The sequence below is a fragment of the Bacteroides clarus YIT 12056 genome, from assembly GCF_900129655.1.
Taxonomy (GTDB): domain Bacteria; phylum Bacteroidota; class Bacteroidia; order Bacteroidales; family Bacteroidaceae; genus Bacteroides; species Bacteroides clarus.
In genome coordinates, this window is sequence record NZ_FQWK01000002.1 from 333,724 (window position 1) to 350,149 (window position 16,426).

Genomic DNA, 16,426 nt, shown 5'->3' on the forward strand with positions numbered 1-16,426 from the left:
AACCTTATGACAAACAGGAAGAGAAAAAAACAGCAGGCAGGCGCTGTGCCCAAAAAGATTGTGACGCCGGTATATAATCAGATACTGGTGCAGCCCGTGCACAGGGGAATAAATGATATAGGCATATGGAAAAGCGCACTCAGGGCGGCTGACATGGGGCTGCGCAGCAAACTATACGACCTGTATGAGGATATCCTCATGGACGGGACTGTAACGGACGCCATCGGCAAACGCATAGAGGCGATAACCGACTGCGACATTAATTTTACGGTAAACAAGAAGGAAGTACCACGGATGACGGAACTCATAGACACTGTGGAGTTCGAGAACCAGCTGAAAGAGATCATGTGGACCCTTTTTTGGGGAATATCCGTAGACGAATATTCTTTCGTGAACGGGTTCGACTTCAACAGTATCCCGCGCAAGCACATACGTCCCAAAGAGAAGCTGATACTACGGCGCCAGTACGATACGGACGGAATCAGTTACAGCGATGACGGGATGATCATACAGTGGGGAGAGGATGATGATCTGGGACTCTTGCTGAAAGTGGCTCCCTATGTGATATACAAGCGCGGGGGATTCGGGGACTGGGCACAGTTCGTGGAACTCTTCGGAATGCCGCAACGCATAGGAAAGTACAACAGCATGGACGAACAGAGCAGGAGGCTTCTCATACAGGCGTTCGAGGAAGCCGGTTCGGCGCCATACATTGTCATCCCGAAAGAGAGTGACGTGGAACAGACGACCCTCAGCGGAAGCAGCAACGGGGCGCTCTACAACGATTTCCGCAATGCATGCAACGAGGAGATACTCATAACCGTACTGGGACAGACCATGACCACCAAGGACGGTGCGTCGCTCTCGCAAAGCAAGGTGCATATGGAAGTACAGGAGAAGAAGCACCGCAGTGACCGGCGTTTTGTCATACGCATGCTGAACAAATACTTTGTACCCCTGCTTGAAAGCAGAGGCTATCCGGTGCATGGTGGAAAGTTCTCATTCGTGGATAAGAAGGACGAGCTTACCGTAAGTGACCTGAAAACACTCTCTACGATGATTCCTATCCCCCGTAGTTACGGCTATGAGAAATACGGCATACCTGAGCCGAAGGACGGTGAGGAAGTGTTCATGGGTGCACCGGCCGATACGGGAAATGATGACCGGCCGGCCAAAGCGGTAAAACCACAGGTAGGAACGGTGGAGAATGCCGATGAACGTACGCTTTGGGAAAGGATAAAGTCTTTTTTCGTGGCGGCCCCGCATCCGGGCGGGGCTGGCATAATCCGCATGAGTGATACCTCCCCCCTGGATGAAAGGCTCATCGCTGCCGTATGGAACGGTGAACTGGCAGGTTTCAGTCCGGAACTTTTCCGGTTCTTTGCCGAAGACTTTTTAAAGGCTGTTCGAACGGCATTTGAAGAAGGACCGAGAAATGCCGATGTGGGCGTGGCATACAAGTTGTCGGATGATCTGTTCCGTATGGCGACGGAGCAGAACCTGTTCCATTTCTCCGCTGCCAAGACGCTGGCGGAAATACAGGAACTGAACAGGCTCTTCCGGGAAAGCGGGAGCTTTGGTGAGTTTCACCGCAGGGCAAAGGAAACCACCGAAGTGTTTAACAAGACCTGGCAGAGGACGGAATACGAAACGGCGGTGCTCACAGCCGAAGGTATGTCTACCTACCGGAAATTGCGGACCAAGAAAAAGGTATATCCTTTCTGGGAGTACCTGACGGTGAATGACGGCAGGGTACGTGAGGAACACATGAAGCTTCATGGGGTCATCCTGCCCGAAAATGACCCGCGGTGGAACAAAATATACCCACCGAACGGTTGGGCCTGCAGGTGCCTCGTGACCGGACGGATGAAACACCAGGTAAAGGTCGATCTTGAAGAGATGCGCCGGCGTGTGGACGACTTCCTGAAAACGGCCGAATGGAAAAAGGCTGAGGCGCAAGGCTGGGGAGTGAACCGCTGTGACTCGGCACAGGTATTCACAGCCGACCAGATGTACATCCGCAAGTTCCCGCAGCAGGCATCGTCCTATCTGAAGGACATGACCGCAGAACGCTGGAACCTGCCCGGGGTACAGGCCATGAAGAGGGACGCTTCAGGGAATATCCCTGTCAGTGGGCGGAGTGAACAGGAGGTATGGGAAACATACGCCGAAGACGGAAGAATCGTACTGACGGATTATGATGGCCGGAAAGTCGTTGTCGAGAAGAAACAGTTCGACAGCCATACTGCAGGCAAGGGACGGGACAACCGCATAAGATACTGGGATGCCATGCTGGAAGCCCTGCACGCCCCGGACGAGGTGTGGCTCAATGATGAGATAAAGCATGACCTGCTTGATACCTATTGCCTGCTGAAATACTACAGGGATGAGGTGTTGGCCGTAAACTACCGGATAGAGGGGGAAAAGCTGGTGCTGAAGACCTGGTATGTCATGCAGACACGCACACCGGGGAACCGGAAAGTAAACCTTAAAAAGGAGATATGGGACAAACGCCGCAGGGGGCTGCTGATAAAAAAGCGTCGGAGCGCATCCTCGCGTCCGTCCGAACCGTAAAGGTGGAACGATTCCGTCGTTCCTCCGCCCGTTTGGATTGGATAGCCGGTGTCGCACTCCTTCTTGGGGCTGATCCTGCCTGGCGCTGTCAATTCTCAGACCTTGCAAATCCCCCTTGCACCCCCGGGGTGTTGGATACGTGTTGTCTCCCCGTCAGGACAGGACTTCGATGCAAATATAACCATTTTAAAATGTAAAGCAATGGATTTCAGCAAGGAATTGGAACAAAGGGTGAAAGAAGCCATAGAGGCGGTGCCCGAGGCGGTGGCTTCCACTGCAAAACGGTACTTCCTGGAACGTTTCTCGGAAAAGGCGTTCGACGGGGAACCATGGAAGCCATGGGGTAAAAGATACAAGCCCGGAAGGGGGACACTGCTTGTACAGAGCGGAGCCCTGCGCAAGAGTATCGACATTGACGAGATCAGCGCCCGCAGGGTGGTCATTACTGCCGGTGGTGACAGGGTGCCTTATGCACGTGCCCATAACGAGGGATTCTCCGGCAGCGTAGTGGTAAGAAGCCATGAACGTGTGTCCAAAAAAGGGAAGCCGTACGTGGTGAAACAGCACACCCGGAAAATGCTGGTACCCCGCCGCCGGTTCATGGGAGAAAGCCATGAATTGGAAACACTCATAAAAAAAGATGTGGAACAACTGTTTAAAAATACAATGGAACGATGAAAAAAGAAATCTTGAAAACAGTAATGGAACGTATTCGTGAAAAAGTGCCGGAACTGCGCTGGGTGGATGCTGACGAAGGGCAGCTGGATTTTCAGGACAGCCGGCCGCCTGTGGCATTCCCATGCTGCCTGATGGAGCTCAGCTATCCGGGAGCGGAAAACATGTCGGCGGCACATCCCGGAACGCAGCGTGTACAGGTTTCCCTGGAGCTGAAAATCGGCTTTAACGACTGTGCCTCGTTCAATGTGAACAAGCCACTGCAGGTACAGGAGACGGCTTTCGCAAGGCTCGATATGGTAGAAGCGCTACACAGGGCGGTACAGGGATTCAAAATGGAGAACTGCGCCAAGTCATTCAGAAGAGCGCGGTGTAGGCCACAGAAGAGACCGGACGGGCTCAAAGTCTATGAGGTTGTATATATAGCCGATTTTATAGATAATATATAGACTACCATTTCCAACTGGGAAACATACGGCGGAGCTGGCGGACAGTGGCATGGGTGCTGCAGAGCCATTCGAAGAAATCGGCGCATTCAAGCCAGGCGTTGTTGATGGTACGCTCGTCGACGAAGAACTCGTTTTCCGCGAGAATGATCATTACGTCGTCAAGACGGCGGCGCATAATCTCGCGCCAGTAGTACAAACGGGCTGTCATCACACGGTTACGCAGGCGGATACGCTCGCCGCGACTGGCAGCGCTGCGACGCAACGGAGTGCTTGAAAGCTTGCCGCACCGTTCGTTGAAACCGAGCTTGCCGCATGGAAAAAGTTCTAACTGACTGCCCATATCCTGAAAAAATGAATTGTAACCCCTGAATACTCTGAAAACCTGATACAAAGATACGTAGTATGACACATATATGCAACAAAGAGCGCCATATCAAATATTACGGCGCTTTCTAAGGTGGGAAAATAAAGCAGCCGTTACAAGAGTACTTGTAGCGGCTGCTCTTCTTTACGGGGCTTAAACGGTACTGTCTCACTCTGCCTGTTGATAATAACTGCAATACCCGTCCTCATTTACACCCAGATCTATAAAAGGAATCAGGCGGCATTTGGATATATTGCCCCCATCCATGGAACGATAATAATATTTGCAGTTACCGCATTTCCTCGTTTCTTCACGGTATTCCATACGTTTAAGCAGCTCGGTTTGGAGCTCAGGACCTGTCAGCTTGAAATCTTTTTCTCTGTCCATAATTTTTATTTTTTCTGTTATCTGTAGAATATAAATTTATGCTCTACGTAAATACATCTATTCTCCCTGCAGTATTTCTCGACAGCCTTACGCGTCTTGAATCTCTTCTCTTTGCCGTCCTTGCCCTTGACGGACGCCACACCAAGTTCCTCACTGATTTTCAGAGGAACGAAAAATGTTTCTGTCTTAAATCGTTTCATTGCCTTTTGTTTTTATCGTTCATCTTATTTGCAGCATAACACCCCAGAACCTTCTTATAGGATATGATACAGACAATACTGTCGCTGTCATGTTCCACAAGGATGGTCCATTGGCCGGTTCTGCCGTCACTGAACACGTTCAGCCGGACCGGACGGCTACGGGGATACTTTTCATTCATCATCATTATCCTGTGCTCAATATCGCATTTTAGTGCCAGGAGCGAGCTCTCGTCCTCTATCAGGTGGCGGTCAAACTGTTCTGCATACAGTTGTAGCTCACGGCCTTTCCTGTTAACATTTGCATAAGTCTTGACATAGTCTATAAAGTAACTCATAATCGTGTTTTTATATTAATTCTTTTTATTTATCACAATCGCCATTGTGTTGTCTGTTATTGTCCATATTCGTTGCCGTTTTCCATTCCGTTCACGAATTTCCGGTATTCCAGTTCCGTTTTGGCAAGGTTTATCAGCGTGTTCACACCCTGGAATACCTGCTTCGCCTGACTGACATGCTCCGGAGAGGATTTGACATTCTCAATCTGTTGGAGTACCGTATCACGGAGCTTTTGGATGATACCGGGGTTCACCGTTGATACTGCATCCAACCGTTTGTTGGCAAGCACGATGACTTGTGTCGTAACGGGTTTGAACTGTTCCAGTTTGGCCGGAAGATTGATGTAATTGAAGACAAGCGTCTTGCCGTTGTTCAGGTAGATTTCCACCTCATCGCCGTCATCACCGGTTCCATCGCAGTAGCCCAGTACGACAACCTCTTCATTTCTGTACAGGTATGGTTTGTTCACCATCCCCTGCAAACGTTCGAGTGTATTCATAATCGATTGTTTATTGGTTGGTTATTGATTGTTTGATTCATTGATAGCCCTCGAAAGGCGTCCCTTCAGATATACAAGTTCCTTTACCTCTTCGGGCAGGTTGTGCAGGCTGTTACGCTGCATTAGCTCGGCATTGCTGATACATTCCAGGTTCTCAAGTGTGCAGTTCAGCGTATTGCCGTCGCGGAAAACGATATTGTAGCCTTTCGGAACCGGGCCATGCGCCTGTTGCCATAACAGCACATGTTTCGGTACCCATTTCCCCAAAGAGATACGCACATAAACGTACCGGTGTCCGTTTTTGTCTTTACGGATAGTCTCGGCACCGTCATAAAGCGTATTGTCCGGCATGTGCCCTTTCTTAAACATGGTGGCCGAAACTTTGGCATATACCCCGGCGTTCATTTTCCTGCCTTTGTTGGCCGGCACGTGACCCTTTGGAAAACGGTGTGCCGTTCCACTGTCGGCAAGCTGCCTTGACATCTCATTGCGCAGGACTTTCAGATACTCCGGAGACTTCTTGAGCCCCAGACGGTTGGCAATATTATAAACAGAGGTAACCGGCATTCCAAGAAACCGGGCTATCTCTTTTGTCGAACAGTGAGGGTACAACCGGGTAATTTCAGTTTTCTCGACCTCTGTGTAGATATGCTTTTTCATGATTGCTATGGTTTTGAAAGTTATTTTACCGTATACAGCCTGCAGCCTGTCTTCTCCTTTGCCCTTAAAAGGAAACTGGCGGCTTCGTCACTGTCGGCTACCAGCTTGATAGCGGTAAGACCTTCCGTATTAGGTTTCTGCAGAAGAAGTGAGCAGGGCTGTTCGTAATAGTTCCAATAGTAGATGAATTCGCCCAAATGGAAGTTGCCTATTTGGACGATGTAGTTTTTCGGGATGCGCGGTGTCATATTTCCTGCTTTTTACCGAAACAGGTTTTCACTTCCCCGTCCGGGACCCACTCCACTGTAACGATACCTTTTACCCGTCCGGTTCCTCCGCATTTTGGGCAGGGTATCTTTACCCGCTCATGAATGATTTCAGGATTCCAGAACCAGCCGTTACCATGGCAGTAACCACAGGTGTACCCCGTATAGTAGCCTATGGTTTCTTTACCGACGCCAAAGTCCGGGGAACTGAGTACCAATATTTCTTTCTTCTCACTCATGCTTCGATATAATAGGTTTGGACAATTATGTGGTTGCGGAAGATATGTATCACCGTCCTGCCTTCATCCTGCCGGAGTTCGGTTTCCACAAAGCTGCGGCGGATGTCGCCTTTTTCCATTAACGAACGGATTTCAGCGTCGATGAATGATTTCAGATTACGGAAATCCTGCTCATTTCCTTTCAGTCCGGTGGTATCCAGCTGGCTGACCGCCAGCTGGAGCTTGAGAAGCCAAAGCGGCTTGTCATTGGGAATGCTTGACTTATAAGTTATCTTTGCCATTATTCTTTCTTATTTTGTTTTTAGTCTCATAAACAGCATGACTCTATCCCATAATATCAGATAGGCACTCCAATAATCTTGGAAGCTAAAATAGTACCAGCTCATTTGTATATACCATATAGGCAAATACACAAAAAACAGTACAAGCCAAAACGGAATAAATAACCAACGAAGTATTAGTCTTATTTTATTCATGATTTTCCTGCTTTAAAGATTATGTTATTACACCTGTTAATTTGTGACCTTACTTCTTTCCCATACCATGAACACCAATAGTAGGGTTGAAACAAATTCGGTGAATGTGTACAGTATTTACACTTTTCACATAGGTGGATTTTGCTCATGACTATATTATTTCCAGCCATTCAACCGGTAGACCTCACGCCGGGCTTCCTCTTTCGTAAGGAATTGCCCGACTTTGGTTCCGGTAGAACCGGTGGCGTCACGTCGGATACGATACACCACCCAGTTCCTGCCATGCGGCTGGTATTCGTAATATTCCTTAGGCAGATTGCTGCACATCATTCTCTTTCTTTAATTCCACATAGAACGTCTCTTCCTGTACAACCTGTACGCCGATCTTCGGGAAGTATTCAGCTACTTCCGGGTTATCCCGGTCAGCCAAAAGCTTATCTTTTGCCAGCTCGTCCGTTGTGCGGATATACTGCGGCAACAATTCCTTGCAGATGTTGGTTACGGCCGCCCAGGTAAAACCTTTCAGGTTCTTAAGCTTCGGTGTACCGGTACGGAAACCGAATACGCCATGAGCACTCTCGAGGCTTTTTCGTTTGGAGAATAGTTCTTCCTTGTTTTCTACGGCGTATGCCTGCATGATGTCGAAATTCTTTTCCTTCGTGGCAGACAGTTCTGCTAACTGATCCGCATATTTCTCGCGGATCCGTGTCATTTCAATGTCCATTTTTGAGGTGAGGTTCTGTACTTTGGCATCGGCTGCTGCGAAGTCTGCAAACGCCTGTTCCGCCTGTTCGCGGGTGATACCGCTGACTACTGTTTTCTTTGTTCTTGCCATAATAAATGTTTTTATAGGGTTAATAATGTAATTTTTTTCTTCGGTCCCGGTTCTGCTTACGCCAGCGCTCCTTGGCGGCTGCCGTCTTGGCCGGGGTACTGTTTCCGTCCTGTTCCTGTTCCAGATGGGCGAGTCGTATCTGCTCGGCCCTGTACTCGTCAAGCAACCGGTCGAATTCGGCCACCGGAAGAGGAACGGGACTTCCGAGCAGCTTTTCTTCCAGGATATTGATGCGTCCGCGGCATTCGGAAAGCCGGTTCTTCAATTCCCGGTAACGTTCGGTGGTGTTGTAGGCAGCAGGCATGGTTATAATGTATCGCGAAGTTTCCTGATTTTCTTATCCAGCTCCCGGCGGCTGTAATAAGTGAACTTTCCTTTCTTATAACTGTGTACCAGTCCGCGGGAGGCATAGCCCTTGATTGTATTCTTGCCGCATGAGAGGTAACGGCAGGCCTCGTTCTGTTTCATCAGGTCATCCATATCGGCATCCTCAGGCAATGGAAGAGGCGTACAATCACCGGGAGCAGCTTTACGGCGTAAACCTGTCCAATGTTCAAGGCGTTCGATGCGGGCCAATAAACAGTTGAACTCTTTGCGTGAGAGCATTATCGTATCACTCTCTTCGTCTACTACACCCAATGCTCCGGCGGCGGCAAAGTCCGCCGCTGTCATATTCTGTACATCCGGTATCAGTTCTTCCAGACCGATATGTCCGGCTGAAAACCGGGCAGCATCGCGGGCGGCGAAGAAAACCACCTCGTCACGATTCTCTTCTGCAACTTCCATAACGTATTTCTGGAATACCTGTTGTTCGGTCATGCTACCCTGCAATACCTCAGCCTGTACAAGACTGAGCCGGTCGGCTTTACGAGTCAATATCGCCACAGCCTGGTTGATTTCATTTTTCGTTCTCATATTGTTTCATTTTTCTGTTTCTTTTCCTCACGCCGCATCCAAGCTTCCAGCTGCTTCTTGGTATCCTGTAACTCCCACAGTTTCATGGCGGTAACATCCTTGCGCGCCTTGCTGTATTTCCGGGCCCACATGTTGAGCTTCGCAACGTTCATCCGGTATTCGTCTTCACTGTCGCTGGTGAAACCCTGATTGAGCTGCGGTATCATGAAAGAAAGGCGGTAGATGTCGCGGAACACACTTTTCGCTTCCGCCAGTTGCATCGCCCTTGTTTTTTCATCCGGTGGGTTCAGCCTTTCCAACAGCTGCCGGGCCTCATGCATCGTCAGTTCCCGGCTGCTTGCCGTACGTCCGGAAGTGAATTCATAGATACATCCATGCCTGGCATCGTCATCCATACCGATGCGGTGGAAAGTGGCGTGCAGGGCTTTGAGCTGCTGCGACGTAATGGATTTATTTTTGGTCGTTTTCATGATAGGTCTGTCTGTCACTGAACATTAATAATCATTCGTTGCTTTCTCCCCAGTATCTCGTCGCCATTTCCGGCCAGATATCAAAGTGTCCCACAGGTCCGATAAAACGCCCTTTGCTGAAAGCGCGGTATCCTTCGACATATATCTTCAGTGTGGCATCGAACATCACACTTTTACCGCTGCGTCCAGTGGGTAGTCGTCCGGTGGCATGGCTGATGAAGATAATCAGCTTGTTGCGGTGTTGTTCCTTGAATTCTATATATTGCCGATAGGTCATCTGCGTGTACTGGAAACTGTCGATAACCACAAAGTCAGGCGATTTCTGACGCTTCAACCGCAAACTGAGCTGCTCAATACTTTCGTTGTCGATTAGCAGAAAACGGCGGTTGACTTCCATCATGCCGAAGCGCCGGAGCGTGTCCTGCATGGTGAGACATGCTCCCTCTTCCATACTGTTGTAAGCCACACGTCCGAAACGGCAGAGGTACTTACAGAGCTGCATTACAAACGAGGTTTTGCCGTTACCGGAATTTCCCCAGACAAACCATACCCCGCGGCGTTCCGGTGTACCGAAAGCGTCATACCACGCATCTTTGAAATCCAGCGTATCGAACTTCATTGAAAGCATTTCACGTACCCCTTTAGCGTTTCGGTCAAAGGTTATCTTTTTCTCCTTTTCCCCTGCAGCATCTTCATGTCTTACATTCATTCTTCATCCCTCCCTTTCTGCTGCTCGGCACGCCGTTTTTGTGCATGAACTACACGTTTAACCCGGCGCAGGTCATTATCACAGGCCTCTACATCTTTCATTACACGCTTTATCTCAGCTTCATTTGTCAATCCGTTCGCCTGACAAATGGCGTATATATCATTGCGGCTGGTAGCATTCAAATCGAAAAACTTGCGGCCTATGCGGCTGTTGATTTCCTTGTAGCCTTTCTTGTTGTAACGCAGTCCGTTGTCCACGCGGCGCTTGATGTAGTCAGTACTCATGAATACAATACCGGCACGTCCCTCCAGACGGTTGTAGATGCTGATAAAGTAGTTCAGTACGCAGTCTGTCAGCTTGTCGCCCTCATCAAAAATAAGCAGTGGGTTCTGCAGGAAACCAATCATGCCAAGAGCATAATCCAGCATGTCACGCAAATTGTTGGTGCTGTCAGTAGGCGCACCTACCTGTTTGGCTATTTCCCGGACAAAATCACTACGTCTCATGTCTTCCGAGCAAAGGATATAGAACACGTTACGATGTGTACGACGAAATTCTATGGCTGCAGTAGTCTTTCCACAACCTGCATCACCCACCATCCAGGTAACGTTCTTGTACATTTGGGCATCGGCCAGCACGTAAGTGGCGAGACGGTAGTTCTCACTTTCACAAATGGTCCAACGTTCAAAACTGAAACCGATTTGCGCCGCTATGCGGCTAAACATATCATCGGAGATACTTTCATACTTGGTGTTTAAAATCTGGCTTACTACAGCCGCACTAACCCCCTGCAGGCTTTCGCTGGCGCGGTTACGGCTGGGAAAATTCTCACAATAGCCCATCAGCGCATCGCGGATATCGTTTTTGTCTTGTTTGGTTAATCCTTTCATAGTTTGAATAGTATTTAATTGATTATTGATTATTGTTTAAAATCTGTCCAATGCCAGCTCATCCAGTGTCATATTGGAAAGTGCCTTGGTGTATTCCCCTACAGTGGAATAATCGGCTTCATTATCGATTTCGGTTTCCTCCTGTTTGCGTTTCTCCGGTAGGGAGAGAGGAACGGAAAGTTTACCATGGTCATACCTTTCACGACATTCGTCCATTTTCTTCCTGCTGAGGTTTTTAGGTTTAGGGGTGGAAAGGCCGAAAAGTTCGGCAGCAATACGCTCATCAAGGTCAAACCGTTCGCCTTCCAGTTGGATGGCGGCCATGGTTTCCTTGTTGCGTTCAATGGTACGCCGCATGAAGCCGCTTTCTTCAGGAGTACGTTCCTGGGTGGCTCGGCTGACAGAAACTTTTGGAGTGGCGGTGGCGCTATACTTGGCACCGGTGGCGGTATTACGCCACAATTCCACGCGGGTCATGTCCATGGGATCATACATTACAGTGAATTCACGTCCGGTATTGCGGAGCGCCCAGGCTTCATCGCGCAGACCATCGGTTGCATATACATCATAGTGGTATTGCTTTTTGTCAATCTCAAACCGCAGGCCATAATTGGTGTATGTTACAGCTTTGGGATGACACAGCCAGAACATCTGCATCATGTCGATTTCGTTAACAGGTACAGCCCCGGGATTTTCACTCATACGATACATCTCCATGTGAGGAATACCGGTGGCGAAATGCTTTTCCTCATTATTCCATCGGTTACGGCATTCCTTGTAAATAGCCTTCAGTTCCTCGAGTGTGGGAAGCGCATAGGCATTCTCCTCTATGAATTCCAGATTGGGCTTACTATTCAGTTTTTTGGTATTCACATTCTGTCCTGTAAAATGCCAGATGGCATGAAGAACCTGCGCCTGAAAACGGTAGAAAGCATTTTCGATCGTTTTGGATTGTCCGTTATAGGGCATCGTGGGGCGATGAAGTATCGTAAGACGTTGGAAGAAACCTGCTGCATCACCTTTCTTATGTCCGCCCTGGTTATCAGTCACAATCTCATAAGGACGGCTGCCGGAAACTTCAACGGCCATACGGTAAGCCCGGTACTGGCTGTCAAAATTCTCATTCGGGGATATGTCATACCCAAGCAAAGTCTCACTGTAAGCGTCCATCACTTCATATACGCTGGTGGTACACATCTTTCCTTGTTCATTTTTGTAGTAGAGATTTAGTTTGGTACCATCGCCATACCATAATGCATCACGCATCTGCGGGAGGCTGGTCTTCATCAGACTGGCGTACTTGGCTTTCCACTTCTGCATGCCGTATACGGCTGCATACCACATCGGCATTACAGCCGGATCATTAAGATAGTTCTTTATAGTAGTAGGCGATTTGATGATATTCAACCCGCGTTCTACTGCCTGACGGTTATACTCATCGAAGATCTGCGCCTCGGTATAGCGGGGAACAATGCTCCGGCGAAGTTTCAGCAACAGACGGGCTACTTCGGGAACTACCACACGTGCCGCCTGGTTGCCTGTATTCTTGTTTACAAGGGCGATATATCCGGCCTTCTTGTAAGCGTTGAATTTCTCGCGGAGACGGGTTGCGGGCAGTGTATGTCCATAGCGTTCGCGCAACTTCTCACATGTGCCTTGCACCGTTTCCCACACGATGGATTTACGGCTGTAACCGCACTTGCTATGCAAGGCTCTGGTCTCTTTCTCCACGCGGATCAGTTCGTTCATCACCTCGGCATTCAGTACATATTCCGCCTGACGATCCAGTGAGATGGCGGGCCGGTAGGTCTTATAGAACTCTACAGCCTTACTGTCACTACGGATGATATTGCTCGTTAGTTGTTCTTTCATTTCTTCCAAAGCATTGGGATAAAGCCTGTCGTATGCCTCACGAATAAGGGTAGGAAGACTGGTATAGTCTATGAGGGCGTAGGAACCGGCTCCTTTTCCGGGACGTACAACCCGAAGCTTGCCTTCACGTACTTTTTTATCGTAATTTGGTTTACTCAATATTCTTCCTCGTGAAACCAATTCAGGGAAAGTGACACACCTTATTTTACCGTACATTTCCATAATCAGAAACTTTTCTCTTTTATTTGTGCAGGCCCCGGTATCGAACCGGGGTGAAAGCCACCTGTTACAGGCTCTTTTCCTGCTCTTTATTGGGGATACTCATTGAAATACCGATTACTGCAGCTAATGCCACCATGATAAAGGCACTTGTATTGTCTCTCTCTGTTGCATCCACATTGCAACCCAGCCAGAAGCCGTAAATCAGACCTACGACAATAGCAATTTGTTGGATTTTTCTTAAAATTTTCATATCCTATATCACTTATAAGGTTATTACTTTTTCATACGGATTATCTATCAATGTAACTTCATACATTTTACATCCATGATTCAATGCATAAGCACGAAGAGTTTTCGCAAATGGTGAGTTCGTTTCAAAATTCAGTGCCGAACGCACAGTACGTGTAGTGGTAAAAAACTGTTTGGCGATGGCTTCCTGTTGTGAAGCGTCTGCCTTGATAAATCTTTCCTTTTCTGCCATTGTATTTCTGTTTATAAAGTTAATTCTGTATATTTGGAGCGTTTTCCATTTGGATGACGATGCAAAACTATACATTTTGTAGATATACACCAAATGTTTTTGCAGAAAATGTATACAATATGTAGATTTTAAGATGTTGATATGGATAAAAAAGGTATGTTAGACGCTATGGTTGCTCACTATACAAGTGGTAACAAGGCTAAATTTGCCCAACTATTAGGGGTTTCAGCACAAACTATTAGCGCTTGGGGAGCCCGTAATACGTTTGACTCCGAACTAATATATACAAAATGTATAGGTTTATCTCCAGATTGGCTCCTCACCGGTGAGGGTTCCATGCTCCGTGTCAATGATGCGCCAACCTCAGAACCAATTCCCAGTATCAATCAAGAATACAAAGGGGCTCCTTATTTTAATGTAGATTTCATAGGTGGTTTTGAATTCGTTTTTAACGACCAAACACAGTTGCCAGATTATTATATAAACTATCCACCGTACAACAAACCAGGGGTAATGTGGTGTAACCTTACCGGACACTCCATGGAACCAGAAATAAGTAATGGAGATGTAATAGCACTGAAAGAGGTTAAATCTCCCATAGAATACCTTCCTGCTGGAGAAATATATGGTATCATTACAGATGATTACCGTACGGTAAAACGTATTCGTCCAGGTGCTCAAAAAGGCTTTGTGCGTCTTATTCCGGCAAATAAGTCTCCTGAATTCTGTGAACAAGAAATTCCAGTCGAGATGATTCGACGGGTATTTGCCGTTTTAGGTAGTATCCGCAAGTTCTTTTAAATAATGGAAAAATGAATAGGAGGAAATCAATAAGGATATATTAAACAAGCAGTAAATATGTACGAGATAGACGAAAACGGGGAATTAGTATTTAAACGTAAAGTTGTAATGACCATGACCGAAGAACGGGCTGCACTATTAGATAAAATATTATTGGCGGCTACAGAGAGTAATCAAACTGTAATACTCCATGCTACAAGCCCAAATGATAAAACTGAATATATATCTGCTGGACGTGATTTGGAAAAACTTGAATTAGGGAAATTGTTATCATCTCAAGATGGAGTCTTTTTTATTTTACCTGAAGGAATCTCTTTTATAAGAAAACATACATTCACTCAACTATATAAAGAACAGCGACGCAAAAATAGAAATAAGAAAATAGCAAATTGGATAAGTTTACTCGCTGGTATTGCTGGTATTATTGGCGCTTGGAAGGCCTGCTCTTAGCTCGTTGACTTTTTCTAATATTTTAGTGTATAGTTCTCGATATCCTGCATCTTCGATGTCACTTATATATCCATTAATAGGTTCATATCCGTTTACTGCACAAAACAGGATTTCGAGTGCATGCTGATACCGTGGAAGTTCCTTGTGTGAATAGAGAACCTCGCGGATGATATTTCTTTTTATAATGGGAATATCTATTTTCATACTAAATAATGCTCCCGGCACAATCACCGGGAGCGTTTCCATCAACAATCAATCAATAACCTTAAAATCTCCGCACGTTTAATCCCCTCAGGCGGAGTGCTGAATAGCGGGAACGTTCGTCTCTACCTTCAAAAACCATTGTGGCAGCAACAAGACTCGAACTTGTGACTAAAGAGCTGCACACATGTATCATCACGTATGCATATCTGTGTTCTACCAACTGAACTATACTACCAATTATTTGTGACGCGCACGCGTTTATGACGCTAAAATAGTATTTGTTTTATAAATATCTACTATAAATCAAGTACTTATAAAAGAGATACAACCGAATCAATTACCCAAATAACTATACTATCCCCCTACAAATGTTTATTTAAATGCCTAAAAACATAACTTAAAAGGAAACATCATATAAAACACATCCTTTTCTAATTGTTAAAATAGTATGCCTAAACCACGTTACACAAGCTTATTACTTATGAAAAAAGTATGCCTTATCAGTATGCCTTATAGTATGCCTAAACTCATTTTTAACATTTCACTCTATGGTTATTCATTGATACCACTTTATCCGTTTGGACATATAAAAGAACTTATGAAACCATATTCTCTAAACGCCTTAAATAGTATATATTTTCTTTATAAATACTTCTATATAATTATTATTTAGAATATATTTGCAAAAGAAACTTCTAAATAATGAATTTATGACTAAGGTAATTCACGTACATCTCATTTTTGAGAAGAAGGACTATTATTTCGGTAGTATCAGCGCCATCTACACTGTCCTAAATGATGCTCAAATAGGCATCAAAAAGAACTCTTTGCTTCATGCCGGTCTCACTGATGGTGGCGTTAAGATAACCCGTAGAGCCATTATCAAGCAGTCTCACCTTATTCGTAGTACCCAAGAGTAACCTCGTACCAAACCGCACAGAAAAGGGCTGAATTGTGCCTCAAAAAGTATCAATTCAACCCTTCGTGTTGCTCTAATATCATTTTTGCTGTTTAGAACTTCATAGAAACTCTATTAAATTAGCCCATAATATAAGCAAATATAACAGAACGTTTTGAGTATATAGAATCTGTATTTTGTGTTAAATCCCTTATTTATAGTCATTTCAACAATATTCGGCTATCTCCATTTACATACAAAGTGATTTATCCCCCTTATTTATTCATCGGCTTTACCGGGTGAAGGGACACCATGCGCCCCGGCCTCCCGGATACCACACCTCAGTACCCGGAAGCGCAGGCCTCAGCTCTGTCAAGCCCGGGCGTTTGAGAGCCAAAGACGCCTCATCAGAGGAGCCAAGATGCGGGCTTGCAGATGTCAAAGCACGGTATATGGAAATTACAACTCGCCCTGCGGGATGAATAAATCCTTCCCGCAAGACGGATTATTTCGTCTCATAAGATGAATGAATTCGTCCCGTGAGATAAATAAAA

At 46.5% G+C, this 16,426-nt stretch carries 25 protein-coding genes and 1 tRNA gene; 6 read left to right on the forward strand and 20 right to left on the reverse strand.

Going from position 1 to position 16,426, the window contains the following annotated elements:
* Positions 1-6 precede the first annotated feature (6 nt).
* The 3 genes from BUB52_RS03520 to BUB52_RS03530 all read left to right on the forward strand — a co-directional run bounded on the left by BUB52_RS03520 (position 7) and on the right by BUB52_RS03530 (position 3,698).
* Positions 7-2,574, forward strand: a complete 2,568-nt coding sequence (locus BUB52_RS03520; RefSeq protein ID WP_009122604.1) for a phage portal protein family protein — start codon at positions 7-9, stop codon at positions 2,572-2,574.
* A gap of 201 nt (positions 2,575-2,775) precedes the next feature.
* Complete coding sequence (locus tag BUB52_RS03525) at positions 2,776-3,252, forward strand: phage virion morphogenesis family protein (protein ID WP_039950949.1); 477 nt, start codon at positions 2,776-2,778, stop codon at positions 3,250-3,252.
* Positions 3,249-3,698, forward strand: a complete 450-nt coding sequence (locus tag BUB52_RS03530; protein WP_009122606.1) for a hypothetical protein — start codon at positions 3,249-3,251, stop codon at positions 3,696-3,698. Before BUB52_RS03525 ends, BUB52_RS03530 begins: the two co-directional genes overlap by 4 nt.
* Before the next feature lies 1 nt (position 3,699).
* On the opposite strand, the gene BUB52_RS03535 is transcribed toward BUB52_RS03530, so the two are convergent.
* The 19 genes from BUB52_RS03535 to BUB52_RS03625 all read right to left on the reverse strand — a co-directional run bounded on the left by BUB52_RS03535 (position 3,700) and on the right by BUB52_RS03625 (position 13,519).
* Positions 3,700-4,107 carry a hypothetical protein gene (locus tag BUB52_RS03535; protein ID WP_239419920.1) on the reverse strand — a complete coding sequence of 136 codons (408 nt, stop codon included), beginning with the start codon at positions 4,105-4,107 and terminating at the stop codon, positions 3,700-3,702.
* A 123-nt stretch (positions 4,108-4,230) separates the two neighbouring features.
* On the reverse strand, positions 4,231-4,449 hold the full coding sequence (locus tag BUB52_RS03540) for a high-potential iron-sulfur protein (RefSeq protein WP_009122608.1): 219 nt from the start codon (positions 4,447-4,449) through the stop codon (positions 4,231-4,233).
* Between the two features lie 17 nt (positions 4,450-4,466).
* Positions 4,467-4,649, reverse strand: coding sequence for a hypothetical protein (locus BUB52_RS03545; RefSeq protein WP_009122609.1), 183 nt, complete (start codon positions 4,647-4,649; stop codon positions 4,467-4,469).
* Positions 4,646-4,984, reverse strand: coding sequence for a hypothetical protein (locus BUB52_RS03550; RefSeq protein ID WP_009122610.1), 339 nt, complete (start codon positions 4,982-4,984; stop codon positions 4,646-4,648). The genes BUB52_RS03545 and BUB52_RS03550 overlap by 4 nt, the downstream gene beginning before the upstream one ends.
* 56 nt (positions 4,985-5,040) lie before the next feature.
* Positions 5,041-5,484 (reverse strand): hypothetical protein, encoded by a 444-nt coding sequence (locus BUB52_RS03555; protein WP_009122611.1) that lies wholly within the window; start codon positions 5,482-5,484, stop codon positions 5,041-5,043.
* Positions 5,485-5,505: 21 nt separating this feature from the next.
* The gene (locus tag BUB52_RS03560) at positions 5,506-6,144 is read right to left on the reverse strand and encodes an HNH endonuclease signature motif containing protein (protein WP_009122612.1); all 639 of its coding nucleotides are present in this window, start codon (positions 6,142-6,144) and stop codon (positions 5,506-5,508) included.
* Between the two features lie 20 nt (positions 6,145-6,164).
* The gene (locus tag BUB52_RS03565) at positions 6,165-6,392 is read right to left on the reverse strand and encodes a hypothetical protein (protein ID WP_009122613.1); all 228 of its coding nucleotides are present in this window, start codon (positions 6,390-6,392) and stop codon (positions 6,165-6,167) included.
* On the reverse strand, positions 6,389-6,649 hold the full coding sequence (locus BUB52_RS03570; RefSeq protein WP_009122614.1) for a hypothetical protein: 261 nt from the start codon (positions 6,647-6,649) through the stop codon (positions 6,389-6,391). Before BUB52_RS03570 ends, BUB52_RS03565 begins: the two co-directional genes overlap by 4 nt.
* On the reverse strand, positions 6,646-6,930 hold the full coding sequence (locus BUB52_RS03575; RefSeq protein WP_009122615.1) for a hypothetical protein: 285 nt from the start codon (positions 6,928-6,930) through the stop codon (positions 6,646-6,648). The genes BUB52_RS03570 and BUB52_RS03575 overlap by 4 nt, the downstream gene beginning before the upstream one ends.
* A 351-nt stretch (positions 6,931-7,281) precedes the next feature.
* Entirely contained in the window at positions 7,282-7,455 is a 174-nt protein-coding gene (locus tag BUB52_RS15705) for a hypothetical protein (RefSeq protein ID WP_157183392.1), read from the reverse strand.
* Entirely contained in the window at positions 7,433-7,960 is a 528-nt protein-coding gene (locus tag BUB52_RS03585) for a host-nuclease inhibitor Gam family protein (protein ID WP_009122617.1), read from the reverse strand. The genes BUB52_RS15705 and BUB52_RS03585 overlap by 23 nt, the downstream gene beginning before the upstream one ends.
* A gap of 19 nt (positions 7,961-7,979) precedes the next feature.
* Positions 7,980-8,264, reverse strand: coding sequence for a hypothetical protein (locus tag BUB52_RS03590; protein WP_009122618.1), 285 nt, complete (start codon positions 8,262-8,264; stop codon positions 7,980-7,982).
* 2 nt (positions 8,265-8,266) lie between these two features.
* The gene (locus BUB52_RS03595) at positions 8,267-8,875 is read right to left on the reverse strand and encodes a helix-turn-helix domain-containing protein (RefSeq protein WP_009122619.1); all 609 of its coding nucleotides are present in this window, start codon (positions 8,873-8,875) and stop codon (positions 8,267-8,269) included.
* The gene (locus BUB52_RS03600) at positions 8,872-9,345 is read right to left on the reverse strand and encodes a hypothetical protein (RefSeq protein WP_009122620.1); all 474 of its coding nucleotides are present in this window, start codon (positions 9,343-9,345) and stop codon (positions 8,872-8,874) included. The genes BUB52_RS03595 and BUB52_RS03600 overlap by 4 nt, the downstream gene beginning before the upstream one ends.
* Before the next feature lie 31 nt (positions 9,346-9,376).
* Positions 9,377-10,054: a hypothetical protein gene (locus BUB52_RS03605; RefSeq protein ID WP_009122621.1), complete on the reverse strand. Its 678-nt coding sequence runs from the start codon at positions 10,052-10,054 to the stop codon at positions 9,377-9,379.
* Positions 10,051-10,944: an AAA family ATPase gene (locus BUB52_RS03610; RefSeq protein WP_009122622.1), complete on the reverse strand. Its 894-nt coding sequence runs from the start codon at positions 10,942-10,944 to the stop codon at positions 10,051-10,053. The genes BUB52_RS03605 and BUB52_RS03610 overlap by 4 nt, the downstream gene beginning before the upstream one ends.
* 36 nt (positions 10,945-10,980) lie before the next feature.
* Positions 10,981-13,038 carry a DDE-type integrase/transposase/recombinase gene (locus tag BUB52_RS03615; protein ID WP_009122623.1) on the reverse strand — a complete coding sequence of 686 codons (2,058 nt, stop codon included), beginning with the start codon at positions 13,036-13,038 and terminating at the stop codon, positions 10,981-10,983.
* 64 nt (positions 13,039-13,102) lie between these two features.
* Positions 13,103-13,288, reverse strand: coding sequence for a hypothetical protein (locus tag BUB52_RS03620; protein ID WP_009122624.1), 186 nt, complete (start codon positions 13,286-13,288; stop codon positions 13,103-13,105).
* Positions 13,289-13,300: 12 nt separating this feature from the next.
* Positions 13,301-13,519 (reverse strand): hypothetical protein, encoded by a 219-nt coding sequence (locus BUB52_RS03625; RefSeq protein ID WP_039950950.1) that lies wholly within the window; start codon positions 13,517-13,519, stop codon positions 13,301-13,303.
* Positions 13,520-13,660: 141 nt separating this feature from the next.
* Here BUB52_RS03625 and BUB52_RS03630 point away from each other — a divergent pair, with 141 nt between their 5' ends.
* Positions 13,661-14,320, forward strand: coding sequence for a LexA family transcriptional regulator (locus BUB52_RS03630; protein WP_009122626.1), 660 nt, complete (start codon positions 13,661-13,663; stop codon positions 14,318-14,320).
* Between the two features lie 57 nt (positions 14,321-14,377).
* The gene (locus BUB52_RS03635; RefSeq protein ID WP_009122627.1) at positions 14,378-14,770 is read left to right on the forward strand and encodes a hypothetical protein; all 393 of its coding nucleotides are present in this window, start codon (positions 14,378-14,380) and stop codon (positions 14,768-14,770) included.
* Between the two features lie 345 nt (positions 14,771-15,115).
* On the opposite strand, the gene BUB52_RS03640 is transcribed toward BUB52_RS03635, so the two are convergent.
* A tRNA-OTHER gene (locus tag BUB52_RS03640) sits at positions 15,116-15,209 on the reverse strand.
* Positions 15,210-15,684: 475 nt separating this feature from the next.
* Here BUB52_RS03640 and BUB52_RS03645 point away from each other — a divergent pair.
* The gene (locus BUB52_RS03645; RefSeq protein WP_039950951.1) at positions 15,685-15,894 is read left to right on the forward strand and encodes a hypothetical protein; all 210 of its coding nucleotides are present in this window, start codon (positions 15,685-15,687) and stop codon (positions 15,892-15,894) included.
* The last annotated feature ends 532 nt before the right edge of the window (positions 15,895-16,426 follow it).